General features: G+C 70.8%; 13 protein-coding genes. 5 read left to right on the top strand and 8 right to left on the bottom strand.

What is annotated here, in order from left to right; genetic code table 11:
• Positions 1 to 54: 54 nt before the first annotated feature.
• The 4 genes from KBY32_RS22225 to KBY32_RS22210 all read right to left on the bottom strand — a co-directional run bounded on the left by KBY32_RS22225 (position 55) and on the right by KBY32_RS22210 (position 5,296).
• Positions 55 to 2,007 carry a substrate-binding domain-containing protein gene (locus KBY32_RS22225; protein ID WP_055623481.1) on the bottom strand — a complete coding sequence of 651 codons (1,953 nt, stop codon included), beginning with the start codon at positions 2,005 to 2,007 and terminating at the stop codon, positions 55 to 57.
• Positions 1,997 to 3,517: a sugar ABC transporter ATP-binding protein gene (locus KBY32_RS22220; protein WP_210981333.1), complete on the bottom strand. Its 1,521-nt coding sequence runs from the start codon at positions 3,515 to 3,517 to the stop codon at positions 1,997 to 1,999. The genes KBY32_RS22225 and KBY32_RS22220 overlap by 11 nt, the downstream gene beginning before the upstream one ends.
• A complete protein-coding gene (locus tag KBY32_RS22215) occupies positions 3,514 to 4,533 on the bottom strand; it encodes a LacI family DNA-binding transcriptional regulator (protein WP_210981332.1) in 1,020 nt (339 codons plus the stop codon). Before KBY32_RS22215 ends, KBY32_RS22220 begins: the two co-directional genes overlap by 4 nt.
• A 196-nt stretch (positions 4,534 to 4,729) precedes the next feature.
• Positions 4,730 to 5,296 carry a hypothetical protein gene (locus tag KBY32_RS22210; RefSeq protein WP_210981331.1) on the bottom strand — a complete coding sequence of 189 codons (567 nt, stop codon included), beginning with the start codon at positions 5,294 to 5,296 and terminating at the stop codon, positions 4,730 to 4,732.
• Between the two features lie 143 nt (positions 5,297 to 5,439).
• Between KBY32_RS22210 and KBY32_RS22205 the strand changes: the two genes are divergently transcribed.
• Positions 5,440 to 6,036 (top strand): TetR/AcrR family transcriptional regulator, encoded by a 597-nt coding sequence (locus tag KBY32_RS22205; RefSeq protein ID WP_055623485.1) that lies wholly within the window; start codon positions 5,440 to 5,442, stop codon positions 6,034 to 6,036.
• Here the strand turns inward: KBY32_RS22205 and KBY32_RS22200 are convergent.
• Positions 6,017 to 6,763 (bottom strand): HEAT repeat domain-containing protein, encoded by a 747-nt coding sequence (locus KBY32_RS22200; protein WP_210981330.1) that lies wholly within the window; start codon positions 6,761 to 6,763, stop codon positions 6,017 to 6,019. The two genes, KBY32_RS22205 and KBY32_RS22200, sit on opposite strands and share 20 nt — an antisense overlap.
• 586 nt (positions 6,764 to 7,349) lie before the next feature.
• Positions 7,350 to 7,760 carry an ATP-binding protein gene (locus KBY32_RS22195; RefSeq protein ID WP_210981329.1) on the bottom strand — a complete coding sequence of 137 codons (411 nt, stop codon included), beginning with the start codon at positions 7,758 to 7,760 and terminating at the stop codon, positions 7,350 to 7,352.
• 252 nt (positions 7,761 to 8,012) lie between these two features.
• Here KBY32_RS22195 and KBY32_RS22190 point away from each other — a divergent pair, with 252 nt between their 5' ends.
• The 4 genes from KBY32_RS22190 to KBY32_RS22175 all read left to right on the top strand — a co-directional run bounded on the left by KBY32_RS22190 (position 8,013) and on the right by KBY32_RS22175 (position 12,873).
• A complete protein-coding gene (locus KBY32_RS22190; RefSeq protein ID WP_210981328.1) occupies positions 8,013 to 8,816 on the top strand; it encodes a helix-turn-helix transcriptional regulator in 804 nt (267 codons plus the stop codon).
• A gap of 5 nt (positions 8,817 to 8,821) precedes the next feature.
• Positions 8,822 to 8,998: a DUF397 domain-containing protein gene (locus tag KBY32_RS22185; RefSeq protein ID WP_210981327.1), complete on the top strand. Its 177-nt coding sequence runs from the start codon at positions 8,822 to 8,824 to the stop codon at positions 8,996 to 8,998.
• Positions 8,999 to 9,037: 39 nt separating this feature from the next.
• Complete coding sequence (locus KBY32_RS22180; protein WP_210981326.1) at positions 9,038 to 11,317, top strand: ATP-dependent RecD-like DNA helicase; 2,280 nt, start codon at positions 9,038 to 9,040, stop codon at positions 11,315 to 11,317.
• 266 nt (positions 11,318 to 11,583) lie between these two features.
• A complete protein-coding gene (locus KBY32_RS22175) occupies positions 11,584 to 12,873 on the top strand; it encodes a citrate synthase (RefSeq protein WP_055623491.1) in 1,290 nt (429 codons plus the stop codon).
• A gap of 628 nt (positions 12,874 to 13,501) precedes the next feature.
• Here the strand turns inward: KBY32_RS22175 and KBY32_RS22170 are convergent.
• Positions 13,502 to 15,784: a cation-translocating P-type ATPase gene (locus tag KBY32_RS22170; protein ID WP_210981325.1), complete on the bottom strand. Its 2,283-nt coding sequence runs from the start codon at positions 15,782 to 15,784 to the stop codon at positions 13,502 to 13,504.
• 7 nt (positions 15,785 to 15,791) lie between these two features.
• On the bottom strand, positions 15,792 to 16,031 hold the full coding sequence (locus KBY32_RS22165; RefSeq protein ID WP_055623522.1) for a heavy-metal-associated domain-containing protein: 240 nt from the start codon (positions 16,029 to 16,031) through the stop codon (positions 15,792 to 15,794).
• Between the last annotated feature and the right edge of the window lie 154 nt (positions 16,032 to 16,185).

The following is a 16,185-nucleotide window of genomic DNA, read 5'->3' as shown; positions in this document are numbered from 1 at the left end:
CACCGGATCCATGCTCCGGCAACGACCGCCCACCCGTGGGCCGTTCGGCCGATGTCAGCCCTTGAATCCGGCCACGTTCTCCCGCGTGACCACCTTCACCGGGACCTTCACCGTCTGCTCGACCTTGTCGCCGTCGAGGGCCTTGAGGGCGTTGTCCACGGCGATCTTCCCGAGCTGGCTCGGCTGCTGGGCGACGGACGCGTACAGCGACCCGTTCTCCACGGCCTTCAGCCCGTCCGGGGTGCCGTCGAAGCCGACCACCGACACCGACTTCCCGGCCTTCGACCCCAGCGCCTTGATCGCGCCGAGCGCCATCTCGTCGTTGGCGGCGATGACGCCCTGGACGTCCGGGTGCGCCTGGAGCAGGTTCGACATCACGTCGAGGCCCTTGGTGCGGTCGAAGTCGGCGGGCTGCTGGGCGACGACCTTGATGCCGGGGAAGGCCTTGAGGCCCTGGGCGAAGCCCTGCGCGCGCTCACGGGCGGCGGAGGTGCCGGCCTGGCCCTGCAGGATCACGATCTTGCCCTCGCCGCCCAGCTTCTCGGCGATCGACTTGGCGGCCAGCTCACCGCCGGCCACGTTGTCCGAGGCGACCAGCGTGGCGGTCTTCGCGTTGTTGACCCCGCGGTCGACGGCGACGACCGGGATGCCGGCCTTGTCGGCGGCCTTCACGGAGTTGCTCGCCGCGTCGGAGTCCACCGGGTTGACGACGATCGCCCCGACCCCGGAACTGGTGAAGTTCTGCAGCTGGTTGGCCTGCTGCGAGGCGTCGTTCTGGGCGTCCGTCACGGTGAGGTCCACGCCCAGCTTCTTCGCCTCGGCCTGGGCACCGGCCCGGATCTGTACGAAGAAGGGGTTGTTGAGCGTCGACAGCGACAGCCCGATCCGCTGGTCCGACGCCTTCGAGCCGTCGTGCAGGAACGAGGTCGCGCCGACGATCGCCACGGTCACGACGGCCGCGAGCGCGTACGTCCCCGCCTGCTTGCCCTTGCCGCCGCCCGAACCGGTGCCGGCGGCGAGCGGTGTGGCGCCCGCCTTGCGGCGCAGCGTGTCGAAGAGGACGGCCAGCGCGATCACGACACCGATGACGACCTGCTGCCAGAACGCGGAGACGTTCAGCAGGTTCAGGCCGTTGCGCAGCACCGCGAGGATCAGCGCGCCGATCAGGGTGCCGGACGCCTTGCCGGTGCCGCCCGCGAGGGAGGCGCCGCCGATGACGACCGCGGCGATCGCGTCCAGCTCGTAGCCGTCGGCGGCCTGCGGCTGCGCGGAGGACAGCCGGGAGGCGAGCACGACACCGGCGACGGCGGCGAACACGCCGGACAGGGCGTAGATGGCGAGCTTCTGCTTCTTCACCCGCAGGCCGGACAGCCGCGCGGCCTCCTCGTTGCCGCCGATGGCGTACATCGAGCGGCCGATGTAGGTGCGGCCCAGCACGAACGCGGCGATCAGGCCCATGACGATCATCACGAGGACCGGCACGGGCAGCCAGCCGCCGAGCGTGTCACCGAGGTGCGAGACCGAGTCCGGGAACGGGATCGGCGAGCCCTCGGAGATCACCAGCGACAGACCGCGGGCCACCGACAGCATCGCGAGCGTCGCGATGAACGGCGGGAGTTTGCCGTAGGCGATGAGGAAGCCGTTGACGAGTCCGGCCGCGATACCGGTGGCCACCGCCAGCAGCACCGCTATGACGACCGGCACCCCGTGCGAGGTGGCGGACCAGGCCAGCACGGTGGCCGACAGGGCCGCCACCGACCCCACCGACAGGTCGATGCCGGCCGAGACGATGACGAAGGTGACGCCGAAGGCGAGGACGGCGGTCACCGCCGCCTGCACACCGACGTTGAGCAGGTTGTCGGTGGTCAGGAAGTCGCCCGACAGCGCCGACATGGCGATGACCAGGACGATCAGCGCGGTGAGCGCGCCGTTGTCGAGGAGCAGGCGGCGCAGCCCGCCGGTCGCGCCACCGGCGCCCGGGTTCCTCTTGAGCGTGTCAGTGGCCACGAGCGGCCTCCTTGTCGGTCGTGGGGTTGCTGACGGCGAGTGCCATCACGGAGTCCTGGGTGGCCTCGTCGGCGGACAGTTCGCCCGCGATCCGGCCCTGGGCCATCACCAGCACCCGGTCGCTCATGCCGAGCACCTCCGGGAGGTCGCTGGAGATCATGAGGACGGCGGCGCCGTTCGCGGTGAGTTCGTTGATGAGCTGGTAGATCTCGACCTTGGCGCCGACGTCGATCCCGCGCGTGGGCTCGTCGAGGATCAGCACCTTGGTGTCGGCGAGCAGCCACTTGCCGATGACGACCTTCTGCTGGTTGCCGCCGGAGAGGGTGCGCACATGCTGGCCGAGCCCGGCCATCCGCACGCCCAGCTGCTTCGCGATCCGCGCGGCCGCCTCCTGCTGGCCCTTGCGGTCGACGAGTCCCGCGCGCGTGGCGGCCCGCAGGGTCACCAGGCCGAGGTTCTCCTCCACGGACTGGTCGAGGACCAGCCCCTGGCCCTTGCGGTCCTCGGGGATCAGCCCGATCCCGGCCGCCATGGCGGCGTTCACGTCGTGCCCCTTCAGGGCCGCGCCCGCCACCTTCACGGTGCCCTTGTCGTACGGGTCCGCCCCGAAGACGGCCCGGACGACCTCGGTACGGCCGGCACCGACCAGCCCGGCGATGCCGACGACCTCTCCGGCGCGCACCTCGAAGCCGACGTCGTGGAAGACGCCGTCCCGGGTGAGCCCCTCGACGGTGAGCAACGCGGGACCGGCGTCGGCCCGTTCGCGCGGGTACTGCTGCTCGATGGAGCGGCCCACCATCAGCCGCACGAGCTCGTCCTGCGGGGTGGCGGCGGGCACCTGCCCGACGCTCCTCCCGTCCCGGACGACCGTGACCCGGTCGCCCAGGGCGGCGATCTCCTCCAGGTGGTGGGTGATGAAGACGATGCCCACGCCGTCCTCGCGCAGCCGGCGCACGATCGCGAACAGCGTCTCGACCTCCTCGGAGGTCAGCACGGCGGTCGGCTCGTCCATGATGAGCACGCGCGCGTCCAGGCTGAGCGCCTTGGCGATCTCTACCATCTGGAGCCGGGCGATGCCCAGTTCACGCACCCGCGCGCGGGGCGACACGCTGAGGCCGACCCGCTTCAACAGGACCTCGGCGTCGGCCTCCATCCGGCCCCGGTCGATCATCCCGAACCGGCGGGGCTGGCGCCCCAGGAAGATGTTCTCGGCGACCGTCAGATCGGGGACGAGGTTGAACTCCTGGTAGATCGTGGCGATCCCGAGGCGCTCGGAGTCCTGCGCCCCGTGGATGCGCACCTCCTCGCCGCCGACCAGGATCCGCCCGGCGTCGGGCGTGTACGCGCCGGAGAGCATCTTGATGAGGGTGCTCTTCCCGGCGCCGTTCTCACCGAGGAGCACATGGACCTCGCCCCGGCGCAGGTCGAAGTCGACGCCGTCCAGCGCGACCACGCCCGGGAAGGTCTTCCGGATGCCCTCGATGCGCAGCAACTCCTCGGGGTCGCTCACGACGTGCTCCTTTGCACTGCGGTGGGGTGCGCGCCGCAGGAGCGGCGCACCACGAGTCGGGCGGGCAGGGTGACGGACTGGCCGGCCCGCCCCTCGACGCGGTCGATCAGGGCCCGTACGGCGGCCCGGCCCAGCTCGCCGGTCGGCTGGGCGATGGCGGTGATCGGCGGATCGGTGTGCACGAACCAGCGGATGTCGTCGAACGCCGCGAGCGCGATGTCGTCGGGCACGCGAAGGCCCCGCGCGCGGACGGCGTCCAGCGCGCCGAGCACCATCAGGTTGTCGGCGGCGAAGACGACCTCGGGCGGCTCGGGCAGGTCGAGGAAGCCCTCGGTGACCCGGCGTCCGCTCTCGGCCTGGAAGTCGCCCTGCCCTATGTAGGCGCCGGGGAGTTCGAGCCCGAAGTCGGCCAGCGCCTCGCGGAAGGCGTCCACACGCTCGCGGCCGGTGGTGGTGGCCGCGGGGCCCGCGATGATCGCGAGCCGGCGGTGCCCGAGCGCGTGCAGATGGGCCACGAGGTCCCGCACGGCCTCCCGTCCGTCGGCGCGCACGACCGGCACGTCCACGCCGGGGATCCACCGGTCCACGAAGACCATCGGGGTCCCCGCGCGCGCGGCGTCCAGCATCAGCGGGGAGCCGCCGTCGGTGGGGGAGACGAGGAGCCCGTCGATACGGCGGTCCAGCAGGGTCCGTACGTGGTGGTCCTGGAGGTCGGGGCGCTCGTCGGCGTTGCCGATGATCACGCTGTACCCGAGCGCCCGGGCCTCCTCCTCGACGGAGCGGGCGAGTTCGGTGAAGTAGGGGTTCAGCACATCGCTGATGACCAGGCCGAGCGTGCGGGTCTGGTCGGTGCGCAGGGACCGGGCGACGGCGTTCGGGCGGTAGCCCAGGGCCGTCACGGCGGCGGTCACGCGCCGGCGGGCGTCCTCGCTGACGGAGGGATGCCCGTTCAGGACGCGCGACACCGTGGCGACGGATACGCCTGCCTCGGCGGCGACGTCCTTGATGCTCGCCATGACCGTTCCACCTCCTCGTGGAATCGATTACACGGAGGATTGGAATCGATTACACGAGCAGAAGCAAGAGGCGGTCGTTGGCCGAAACCAAAGCTTTACCGGCGGGTGGCCGACCCGAGAGCCGGGCCGGCCGCGCGCGTCGGGGGGTGGGCGATGGGCGGTGGGCTGTGCGCGTCGGGCGGCGGGCCGGGCCGCGTCAGGCGGTCGGCCGGGTACGGCCCAGGCGCAGGGCGGAGACGAGGAAGAACACCCCGCCGAGGAAGGCGTATCCGGCGAGGGCGCCCAGTGCGGGATCGGCCTGACCGGCCTGCCCGAAGAACGACGCACCGGCGAGGGTCGAGATCCCGCCACTGGCGATCATGGCCCACTGCCCGCCCATCCGGCGCCGCGAGACCCCGACGAGCAACTGGACGAGCCCCGCGGTGATCGCCCAGACGCCCCAGACGCGCAGCACGGCGGGGATGCCGGAGGTGGCGGCGACGGCGAGACCGATGCCGGTGAGGGTGCTGAGCGCGATGTTCACGTAGAGCTGCTGTACGGGGCCGTCGGCCGCGCGGGCGGAGCGCAGATCGACGACGGCACAGGCGACGTCGAAGAGGGGGTAGATCACGAGGAGCGTGGCGGAGGCGGGGGACAGCTCACCGGCGGTCGCGAAGAGGGCGGCGGCCCAGACGGCGGCGAAGGCGAAGCGGAGGAGATAGAGGCGGCGAAGGTCGGTGGTGGCGGTGGGGGTGGGTGATGCGCCGAGGGTGGTGGTGTCCATGGCGGGGCCTTTCGGGGGCTCGCGGGTGACGGGAGGGGGAGCGCGAGGGAGAACGTTCGGTCTCTTTGATTTCCATCCAAGGCGTGGACGGAGTGATTGTCAAGACCGAACGTTCTCCCTCATCGCTTGGTAGCCTCGGAGCCATGAGTCAGGGCACAGCGAAACGGGGCACGTCGGGTGGCGTGTCGGAGGCGCGGGCGCGGCTGCTCGGCACGGCGACGAAAATCTTCTACGCCGAGGGCATCCATTCCGTCGGGGTCGACCGGATCATCGCCGAGGCGCAGGTGACCCGTGCGACCCTCTACCGGCACTTCACCGGCAAGGAGGAACTGGTCCTCGCCTACCTGGGCGTGGCCGACCAGGGCATCCGGGCGCAGGTGGCGAAGGCGCGCGAGGGCGCGGGGTCCCCGGCGGACGAGGTCCGGGCGGTGGCCGGCGCGATCGCGGACGGCATCCGTTCACCCGGCTTCCGGGGGTGCGCCTTCCTCAACGCGGTGGCGGAGTACCCCGATCCGGCGCACCCGGTCCACCAGGCGGTGCTGGCCCACCGGCAGTGGTTCCTGGAGACGATGACGGAGCTGCTGGCGCGGGCCGGCCACGAGCCCGCCGACGAGGCGGGGCGCCATGTCGTGATGCTGCGGGACGGGGCGATGGCGGCGGGGTGTCTGTTCGATCCGGAGCTGGTGTGTGCGACGTTCCTGCAGGGGGTGGAGGGCGTCCTCAGTCGACGGGCTGAATGAGCCCGTTGTTCCGGTTCCACTCCCAGACCGCGTCCCACCGGTGGTCGTACTCGTGGACGGCGCCGACGCTCCGGATCCGCCGGTACGCCTCGGCGGTACGGGGGTCGTCGCGCAGGGCGAGCCCGTAGCCGGCCTCAAGGAGCGCCACCGGATCGTCGCGGTCGAGGAACCCGGCGAGGGCGTCGGCGACGGCGGGCGAACGGTCGGGGCAGGACGCGAGGAGGGCTGCGGCGGGGGCGTGCAGTTCGGGCTCGGGCTCCTCGGCGAGCAGCAGCAGTTGGGGTACGGCCTCCTGGACGAGGTCGGCGTCGCTCGCGGCGGTACGGCAGGCGCCGAGCCGTACTTCGGCGTCCGGGTCGCGGAGGAGGGCGCGCAGCGCCTGCCGGGCGTCGTCCCCGAGGGGCAGGAAGAGCGCGGTGACCGCTCGCCGCACCTCCGCATCGGGGTGCGCGGCATGGCGCAGCCCTGCGGCCTCCCGCCCGGGGTGATCGAACTCGTCCAGGGCCCGCAGCACCCTCGCGAGCATGTCGGGGTCGGTCTCCTCGGCGGCCCAGGCGCTCACGAGATCGCTCTCGCGGCGGGCGCGCGGCGAGTCGTCCGCGAGGATGCCGTGGACGCGCAGGTACTCCGCGAGGAAGCGGCGATGCGCCGGGTCGGGGTGGTGTCGGTGGGCGACCAGGGCCGACCAGGTCTCCTCGCTCTGCCGGTCGAGGAGGACCCGGAGCACTTCCCACCGGGTCGCGTGATCCTCGTCGGGTTGGGCGGCGGCCCGGGCGACGAGCTCGTCGACCGGGGTCAGGATCCGGAAGGCCCACTCCAGGGCGGTGAGGATACCGGCGTGAACCGTCCCGGACGGTCAGTCCGCCGAGGGAGTGCTGGAGGACGCGGTTGAACTCGTTCTCGTCGTCCGGAACGCGAACCGTCTGGACCATCCCAGACGCCCCGGTGCGTCGCCGCAACTCCTGCTGCACACCGGTCTCGTGCCAGGCCCGGGCGAGTGTGAGAAGCCGTTCACGCGTCTCCTCAGGGAGTCGCAGCCGGGGCTCGTTCCCGAGGACGGCGGTGACGAGAGCGGGTGAGCCGCTGTCCACGGCCCGCCACAGCGGGGTGGTCCCCTCGGGCAGCACCCGGTCGGGGTCGGCCCCGCCCTCCACCAACTCCCCGGCGACGGCGGGGTCGAACGCGGCGATGGCCGCGCACAGCTCCTGGACGGTGTCCACCAGCGGTCGGCTCAAGCGGCTCTCCCTCGTGCGTGACGAAACGTCGAGCATCGGCCGCGGTGTGGCGCCGGGCAACTGGTTTTCGTACGGCGGTCAGCCCGCCGCCAGCTCGCACCAGACGTACTTGCCCCGGTTGCCGTCCCGGGCGGAGGGCTGCCACCCCCACACGTCGGCGCAGGCCCGCACGAGGGCGAGACCGCGCCCGTCCTCGTCGTCGGTGGTGTGTGCGAACGCGCGTGGGGGCTGCGGAGGTTCCGGGTCGGCGTCCCAGGCCGCGAGGCGGAGGGTGCCGGGCGGCGCCCAGCGGACGCGAAGGGCGGCGGGACCCTTGGTGTGCCGTACGGCGTTGGAGACCAGCTCGGCGGCGAGCAGTTCGGCGACGTCCACGAGTCCGATGAGCCCGTGCATGGTCAGGATCAGCCGCAGGGTGCGACGACTGACGGTGACGGCACGGAGGTCGTTGGGGAGGTGGAGGGAGTACTCCCAGGGGGCGCTATCGGGCATGCGGAAGTCCGTCTCGGTGAGGGGGTGGTGGGGGCAGGCCCCGGTGTCATTGCCGCACCCGTCAGGGCATGACGGGGCGGTGCGCTTCCGGAGGCCGGTATCGCAAGGTGCTCGCTACGTCACTGACAGTAGATATAAATCTAGAGACGCGGCAAGCCCGTCGCGTAATCTGACCCCGAACGGGTCGCGCTCGAGCGCGCGTTGGTCCAGAGGGCGGTCGAGGCTTTGAGACGCGAACCAACAGCACGGCAGATGCGGCTGGCGACGGAGCTGCGCCGACTCCGCGAGGCGGCGGGCCTCACCTCACGCCAGGCGGCGGCCCTGCTGGGGGTGAGCCCGGCCCAGATCACCCACATCGAGTCCGCCCTCGCAGGCGTCAGCGAAAAACGACTGCGCCGGCTGGCGGCGCACTACGCCTGCACGGACGAGGAGTTCGTAGACGCGCTGGTAGCGATGGCGACGGACCGGACGCGGGGCTGGTGGGAGGAGTACCGCGGCCTCCTGCCGACGTCGTTCCTGGATCTGTCGGAGTTGGAGCATCACGCTTGCTTCCTCCGCCATGTGGCCATCCTGTACGTGCCAGGACTTCTGCAGACCGAGGACTACTCGCGCGCAGTTTTCTCGTCCCGGCTCCCCGAACTGACGCCCGAGGAACTGGAACTGCGCATCGAGCATCGGAAGGCGCGCCAGCAGTTCGACATCCCCTACGAGGCGGTGATCCATGAGGCGGCACTCCGCATCCGAGTCAGCGACAGGGCGACCTCAAGAGCACAACTCGCCCGCCTTCTGGAGCTGTCGGAGGCACCGCACATCACCTTGCGTGCCATCCCGTTCGACTTGGACGGCTTCGCCATGGCGTCCAGCACGATGACGTACGCGGGAGGGCCGTTGCCCAAGCTGGACACCGTGGTTCGCGACGCCCTGCACGGCTCCAACTTCATCGATTCCGAGGCTCAACTCAACACCTATCGAACGGGCTTCCATAAGGTGGAAGGTGCGTCGCTCGCCCCTGGGCGGACACGTGACCTGATCCACGCTCTCGCGAAGGAGCTGTAGACCCCATGGACAACTGGCACAAGTCGTCCTACTCAGGCCCGGGCGACGGCAACGAGTGCGTGGAGATCGCCAACTCACCCACACATGTGGCCGTCCGCGACTCCAAGGCCCCCCACCGGGCCACCCTCACCTTCCCCAGCCCCGCATTCTCCGCGTTCGTCGAAGACCTCAAGCGGCGCTGAGGTGCCCCCACTGTCACACCCCACCGGTACCGTCGGATCATGGCCAACCAGTCCGGACCGGACGCCGGGGAGCGGCGGCTTGCCACGCTCGAAGGTGTGCTGGAGCGCATCACCTACGCCAACGAGGAGAACGGCTACACGGTCGCCCGCGTCGACACCGGCAGGGGCGCCGGTGACCTGCTGACCGTCGTAGGCGCGCTGCTCGGCGCGCAGGTGGGGGAGTCCCTGCGGATGGAGGGCCGCTGGGGGTCGCACCCCCAGTACGGCAAGCAGTTCCACGTCGAGAACTACACGACCGTGCTGCCCGCCACCGTGCAGGGCATCCGGCGCTACCTCGGCTCGGGGCTGGTGAAGGGCATCGGGCCGGTCTTCGCCGACCGGATCACGCAGCACTTCGGCGTGGACACGCTGCGAATCATCGAGGAGGAGCCCAAGCGGCTCATCGAGGTCCCCGGGCTCGGGCCCAAGCGGACCAAGAAGATCGCCGATGCCTGGGAGGAGCAGAAGGCGATCAAGGAGGTCATGCTCTTCCTCCAGACCGTCGAGGTCTCCACGTCGATCGCGGTGCGGATCTACAAGAAGTACGGGGACGCCTCCATCTCCGTCGTGAAGAACGAGCCGTACCGCCTCGCCGCCGACGTCTGGGGTATCGGCTTCCTCACCGCCGACCGGATCGCCCAGTCCGTCGGCATACCGCACGACAGCCCGGAGCGGGTCAAGGCCGGTCTGCAGTACGCCCTGTCCCAGGCCACCGACCAGGGCAACTGCTACCTCCCCGAGGAGCAGCTGATCAAGGACGCGGTCAAGCTCCTCCAGGTCGACACCGGCCTCGTCATCGACTGCCTGGCCGAGCTCACGCAGATCCCCGAGGACGGCTCCGACCCCGGTGTCGTACGGGAGAGGGTGCCGGGCCCCGACGGCGCCGACGAGCCCGTGACGGCCGTCTACCTGGTGCCGTTCCACCGGGCGGAACTGTCCCTCTCCGCCCAGCTGTTGCGGCTGCTGCGGACCGACGAGGACCGGATGCCGGGGTTCGGGGACGTGGACTGGGACAAGGCGCTGGGCTGGCTCAGAAGCCGTACCGGCGCCGACCTCGCCCCCGAGCAGGAGGCCGCCGTGAAGCTGGCCCTGACCCGGAAGGTCGCCGTGCTGACCGGCGGCCCGGGCTGCGGGAAGTCCTTCACGGTCCGCTCGATCGTGGAGCTGGCCCGCGCCAAGAAGGCGAAGGTGGTGCTCGCCGCGCCCACCGGCCGCGCGGCCAAGCGCCTCGCCGAGCTGACCGGCGCCGAGGCGTCCACCGTCCACCGCCTCCTGGAGCTCAAGCCGGGCGGCGACGCGGCGTACGACCGAGACCGCCCGCTGGACGCCGATCTGGTCGTCGTCGACGAGGCGTCCATGCTGGACCTGCTGCTGGCGAACAAGCTGGTCAAGGCCGTACCGCCGGGCGCCCACCTGCTGTTCGTCGGGGACGTCGACCAGCTCCCCAGCGTCGGCGCCGGCGAGGTGCTGAGGGATCTGCTCGCCGACGGTGGCCCCGTCCCGGCCGTACGCCTCACCCGCGTGTTCCGCCAGGCCCAGCAGTCCGGGGTGGTGACCAACGCGCACCGGATCAACGCCGGGCAGCACCCGGTCACCGACGGCATGAAGGACTTCTTCCTCTTCGTGGAGGACGACACCGAGGTGGCCGGCCGCCTCACCGTGGACGTGGCGGCCCGCCGTATCCCGGAAAAGTTCGGCCTCGACCCGCGCCGGGACGTGCAGGTGCTGGCACCCATGCACCGCGGCCCGGCCGGCGCCGGCACGCTCAACGGCCTGCTCCAGCAGGCGGTCACCCCCGGCCGCCCCGACCTGCCGGAGAAGCGCTTCGGGGGCCGCGTCTTCCGTGTCGGCGACAAGGTCACGCAGATCCGTAACAATTACGAGAAGGGGGAGAACGGCGTCTTCAACGGCACCGTGGGCGTGGTCACCTCGCTCGACCCGGTCGACCAGCGCCTGACGGTGCTGACGGACGAGGACGAGGAGGTGCCCTACGACTTCGACGAGCTGGACGAGCTGGCGCACGCGTACGCGGTCACGATCCACCGCTCCCAGGGCAGCGAGTATCCCGCTGTCGTGATCCCCGTCACGACCGGGGCATGGATGATGCTCCAGCGGAACCTGCTGTACACGGCGGTGACCCGCGCCAAGCGCCTGGTCGTCCTCGTGGGTTCGCGCAAGGCGATCGGCCAGGCGGTGCGCACGGTGTCGGCGGGACGCCGCTGCACGGCCCTCGACTTCCGCCTCGCGGGCGGACCCGCGAGCGGGCTCACGGGTGGCTGAACCCCGCCGTCCGGCCCCTGCACACAGCCCCCCGTGACCAGGACTTTCGTCAGCTCGCGAAAAAAATGATCGATCAAATGAGTCGCGAAGGTCACAGACCACTTCCAGATGAGCAAGACAGGGGGCAGGATGGCAGGTTGGCGGCACTCAGTGCCGCCAATAGGCCCAATGGTCGACCCCGAGTGCACTCTCCTGAGCCGAATGGGGGAGGGTAGAGACAGTCAGGGCAACCTCGAAGATGAGGCACAACGTCGGTGAGGGAAGACGTGAGCGACAACTCTGTAGTAGTGCGGTACGGCGACGGCGAGTACACCTACCCGGTGATCGACAGCACCGTCGGCGACAAGGGCTTCGACATCGGCAAGCTCCGCGCCCAGACCGGTCTGGTGACGCTGGACAGCGGCTACGGCAACACGGCCGCGTATAAATCCGCCATCACCTACCTCGACGGCGAGGCGGGCATCCTCCGCTACCGCGGCTACCCGATCGAGCAGCTGGCCGAGCGCTCCACCTTCCTGGAGGTCGCCTACCTGCTGATCAACGGCGAACTGCCGACGGTCGACGAGCTCTCGTCGTTCAAGAACGACATCACGCAGCACACCCTGCTGCACGAGGACGTCAAGAACTTCTACAAGGGCTTCCCGCGCGACGCCCACCCGATGGCCATGCTGTCCTCGGTCGTCTCCGCGCTGTCCACCTTCTACCAGGACAGCCACAACCCGTTCGACGAGACGCAGCGCAACCTCTCCACGATCCGGCTGCTCGCCAAGCTTCCGACGATCGCGGCGTACGCGTACAAGAAGTCGATCGGCCACCCGTTCGTCTACCCGCGCAACGACCTCGGCTACGTCGAGAACTTCCTGCGCATGACGTTCTCGGTGCCGGCGCAGGAGTTCGAGCTCGACCCGGTCGTCGTGGCCGCCCTCGACAAGCTGCTGATCCTGCACGCGGACCACGAGCAGAACTGCTCGACGTCGACGGTCCGCCTGGTCGGCTCGTCGCAGGCGAACATGTTCGCGTCGATCTCCGCCGGTATCTCCGCGCTCTGGGGCCCGCTGCACGGCGGCGCCAACCAGTCCGTGCTGGAGATGCTGGAGGGCATCCAGGCGTCCGGCGGCGACGTCGACTCCTTCATCCGCAAGGTGAAGAACAAGGAGGACGGCGTCCGCCTGATGGGCTTCGGCCACCGGGTCTACAAGAACTTCGACCCGCGCGCCAAGATCATCAAGGCCGCCGCGCACGACGTCCTCTCCGCCCTCGGCAAGTCCGACGAGCTGCTGGACATCGCGCTCAAGCTGGAGGAGCACGCGCTCTCCGACGACTACTTCGTCTCGCGCAGCCTCTACCCGAACGTGGACTTCTACACCGGCCTCATCTACCGGGCCATGGGCTTCCCGACCGAGATGTTCACGGTCCTGTTCGCCCTCGGCCGGCTGCCGGGCTGGATCGCCCAGTGGCACGAGATGATCAAGGAGCCGGGTTCCCGTATCGGCCGCCCGCGCCAGATCTACACGGGCGTCGTCGAGCGCGACTTCGTCCCGGTCGAGGAGCGCTGAGCCGCCCCCACCGCGTCCTGGAGCCCCGTGTCCGACCGAGCAGGTCGGGTGCGGGGCTTCCGTGCGTCATGGAAGAACGCGGACGCGTCCGGAGGAACACGGATCGGGCATAGAAGAAGGCGCCCTGGCGGCGGTCCCCCCACGGGCCGACGTCCAGGGCGCCTTCCCATGTCCCGGTGCGGATTCCCCCCACGGGATCCGGCCGGGCGTCTGTGAGGACAGCGCCTGAATCGCTGTTGAGCACAATGAGCAGAACTCGACGTACTCATGTATGCGGTTGTTCTGTGCGGTCTGCCGGGACAGCGCACACTCGGGAGGGCCGCTCAAAGCTTCCCGAGATGCGTGCCCCGGCAACGCAACTCTGAGGAAGTCCCCCAAGACATCCTCAGATGCCAGTGGGCGCCCCCCAAGACGCCGCCTGACATCGTCAACTTAGACCTTCGAACCCCTTCGATGGTTACGTTCACATCACTGTGATCTGCGTCTCTTGCATATGTCCGTTAGGTGCGCAAGAGACCGATACGGCGATCGGGGCTCCAGCGTAAGGATGATGCGTGAGCCTTGTGAAGAGCTTATGTGAGCCCGGCGCAGGACTCCAGGGGGGTCCGGGGAGGTTCTTCCTACGAATTCACCGGAACGTCCGCAGACGCAGGCTGTTGGTCACCACGAACACGGACGAGAAGGCCATGGCGGCCCCCGCGATCATCGGGTTCAGCAGCCCCGCCGCGGCCAGCGGCAGCGCGGCGACGTTGTAGCCGAAGGCCCACACCAGATTGCCCTTGATGACGGCCAGCGTCCGCCGGGACAGCCGGATCGCGTCCGCGGCCACCCGAAGGTCACCGCGCACCAGCGTCAGATCGCTCGCCTCGATCGCCGCGTCCGTGCCCGTCCCCATCGCGAGCCCCAGATCGGCGGTGGCGAGCGCCGCCGCGTCGTTGACGCCGTCGCCGACCACGGCCACCGAACGGCCCTCGCGCCGCAACCGCCGTACGGCCTCCACCTTGTCCTCGGGCAGGACCTCCGCGATCACCTGATCGATACCGACCGAGTGCGCCACCGCCTCGGCCACCCGCCGGTTGTCGCCCGTCAGCAGGATCGGTGTGAGCCCCAGCGCGCGCAGCGAGCGGACCGCCTCGGCGCTGCTCTCCTTCACGGTGTCCGCGACGGCGAGGACGCCCCGCGCCCACCCGTCCCAGCCGACCACGACGGCCGTACGGCCCTCCCGCTCGGCCTTCTCGGCGGCGCGGGCCAGCTCCGGGGGCAGGGCGGCCGTGTTCTCGGCGAGTCGGCCCACGGAGACGTCATGGCCCTCCACGCGGCCGCGTACGCCCTTCCCGGGCACGTTCGCGAAGTCCTCGACCGCGGGCAGCCGTCCGGCCCGCTCCACGGCGCCGGCGGCGACCGCACGGGCCACCGGGTGCTCGGAGGCGTGCTCCACGGCGCCCGCGAGCCGCAGCAGCGTCCCCTCGTCCACCCCGTCGGCGGCGTACACGCCCTGGAGCGTCATCCGGCCCGTGGTGACCGTGCCGGTCTTGTCCAGCAGGACGGTGTCGACCCGGCGCGTGGACTCCAGGACCTCGGGGCCCTTGATGAGGATGCCGAGCTGCGCGCCGCGCCCTGTGCCGACCATCAGGGCCGTGGGCGTGGCCAGGCCCAGCGCGCACGGGCAGGCGATGATCAGGACCGCGACGGCGGCGGTGAACGCGGCGGCCGTGTCGTCGGTGACGCCGAGCCAGGCGCCGAAGGTGGCGACCGCGAGGACGATGACCACGGGCACGAAGACGGCGGAGATCCGGTCGGCGAGCCGCTGCACCTCGGCCTTGCCGTTCTGCGCCTCCTCGACGAGCTTCGCCATACGGGCCAGCCGGGTGTCCTCCCCGACCCGGGTCGCCTCCACGACGAGCCGGCCGCCCGCGTTGACGGTGGCCCCGGTGACGGCGTCCCCGACACCCACGTCGACCGGCGCCGACTCCCCGGTCAGCAGGGCGGCGTCCACGGCGGAGGCGCCCTCGACGACGGTGCCGTCGGTGGCGATCTTCTCGCCGGGCCGTACGACGAACCGGTCCCCGACGGCCAGTTCGCCGACCGGCACCCGGACCTCGCGCCCGTCCCGCAGGACGCCGACGTCCTTCACGCCCAGCTCCATCAGGGCGCGCAGCGCGTCGCCCGCGCGGCGCTTGGCGCGTGCCTCCAGATGGCGGCCGAGGAGGATGAAGGTGACCACCCCGGAGGCGACCTCCAGGTAGATCTGCGAGGCGCTCTCCCCGCGGGACACCGTGAACGAGAAGCCGTCGCGCATCCCGCTCATGCCGGCGTCGCCGAGGAATAGCGCCCACAGCGACCAGCCGAACGCCGCCAGGGTGCCCATCGAGACCAGCGTGTCCATGGTGGCGGCGCCGTGCCGGGCATTGGTGAACGCGGCCCGGTGGAAGGGCCATCCGCCCCACACCACGACCGGGGCGGCGAGGGTGAGCGCGAGCCACTGCCAGGAGTCGAACTGCAGGGCCGGGACCATCGACATGAGGATCACCGGCACGGTGAGCAGTGCGGAGACGGTCAGGCGCTGCCGGTAGGAGTCCGGCCCGGTGTCCCCGGTGTTCTCCGGGGTTGCGCCTGGCTCCTCGGGTGCGGGCCGGGGCGGCTCCGGCTCGCGCGCGGTGTACCCCGTCCGCTCCACGACGGCGATCAGATCGGCGACCGAGACGTCGGCGGGCCGGCTGACCTTCGCCTTCTCGGTCGCGTAGTTCACCGAGGCGGTCACGCCGTCCATGCGGTTGAGCTTCTTCTCGACGCGGGCCGCGCAGGACGCGCAGGTCATCCCGCCGATGAGCAGCTCGACCTCGGAGGCGGCCGCCGCGTCGGGGGAGGCCGGGGCCTCGGCTATCGCCGGATCGCCGGTGGTGCGGGGCATGGCGGGATCAGATCCGGCCGACCAGTTCGAAACCGGCCTCGTCGACGGCCTCGCGCACGGCGGCCTCCTCCAGCGGGGCGGCCGAGACCACGGTGACCTCGCCGGTCGAGGCGACGGCCTTCACCGAGCTGACGCCTGGCAGCTCGGAGATCTCGCCGGAGACGGCCCCCTCGCAGTGCCCGCAGCTCATGCCGCTCACCTTGTAGACGGCGGTGACGGAACCGGTCGTGTCGGTCTGGGCGGTCATGTCGTTCTCCTCGTCGAGGCGTGTGGGGCCGAGGGGGCCCAGGGGGTCCCCTACCACGCTCAACCGTATACCCCTACGGGGTACTGCTCCAAGAGGGGTCGGCCCTGTCGGCACAGCACGCGTGTTCGGCGGGTACCGCGCCCATGCGCGGTGA

The sequence above is a fragment of the Streptomyces sp. RK62 genome, from assembly GCF_018070255.1.
In the GTDB taxonomy this organism is placed as follows: domain Bacteria; phylum Actinomycetota; class Actinomycetes; order Streptomycetales; family Streptomycetaceae; genus Streptomyces; species Streptomyces nigra.
The sequence above is the reverse complement of the archived record's forward strand: the minus strand, read 5'-3'. Positions and strand labels throughout refer to the sequence as shown.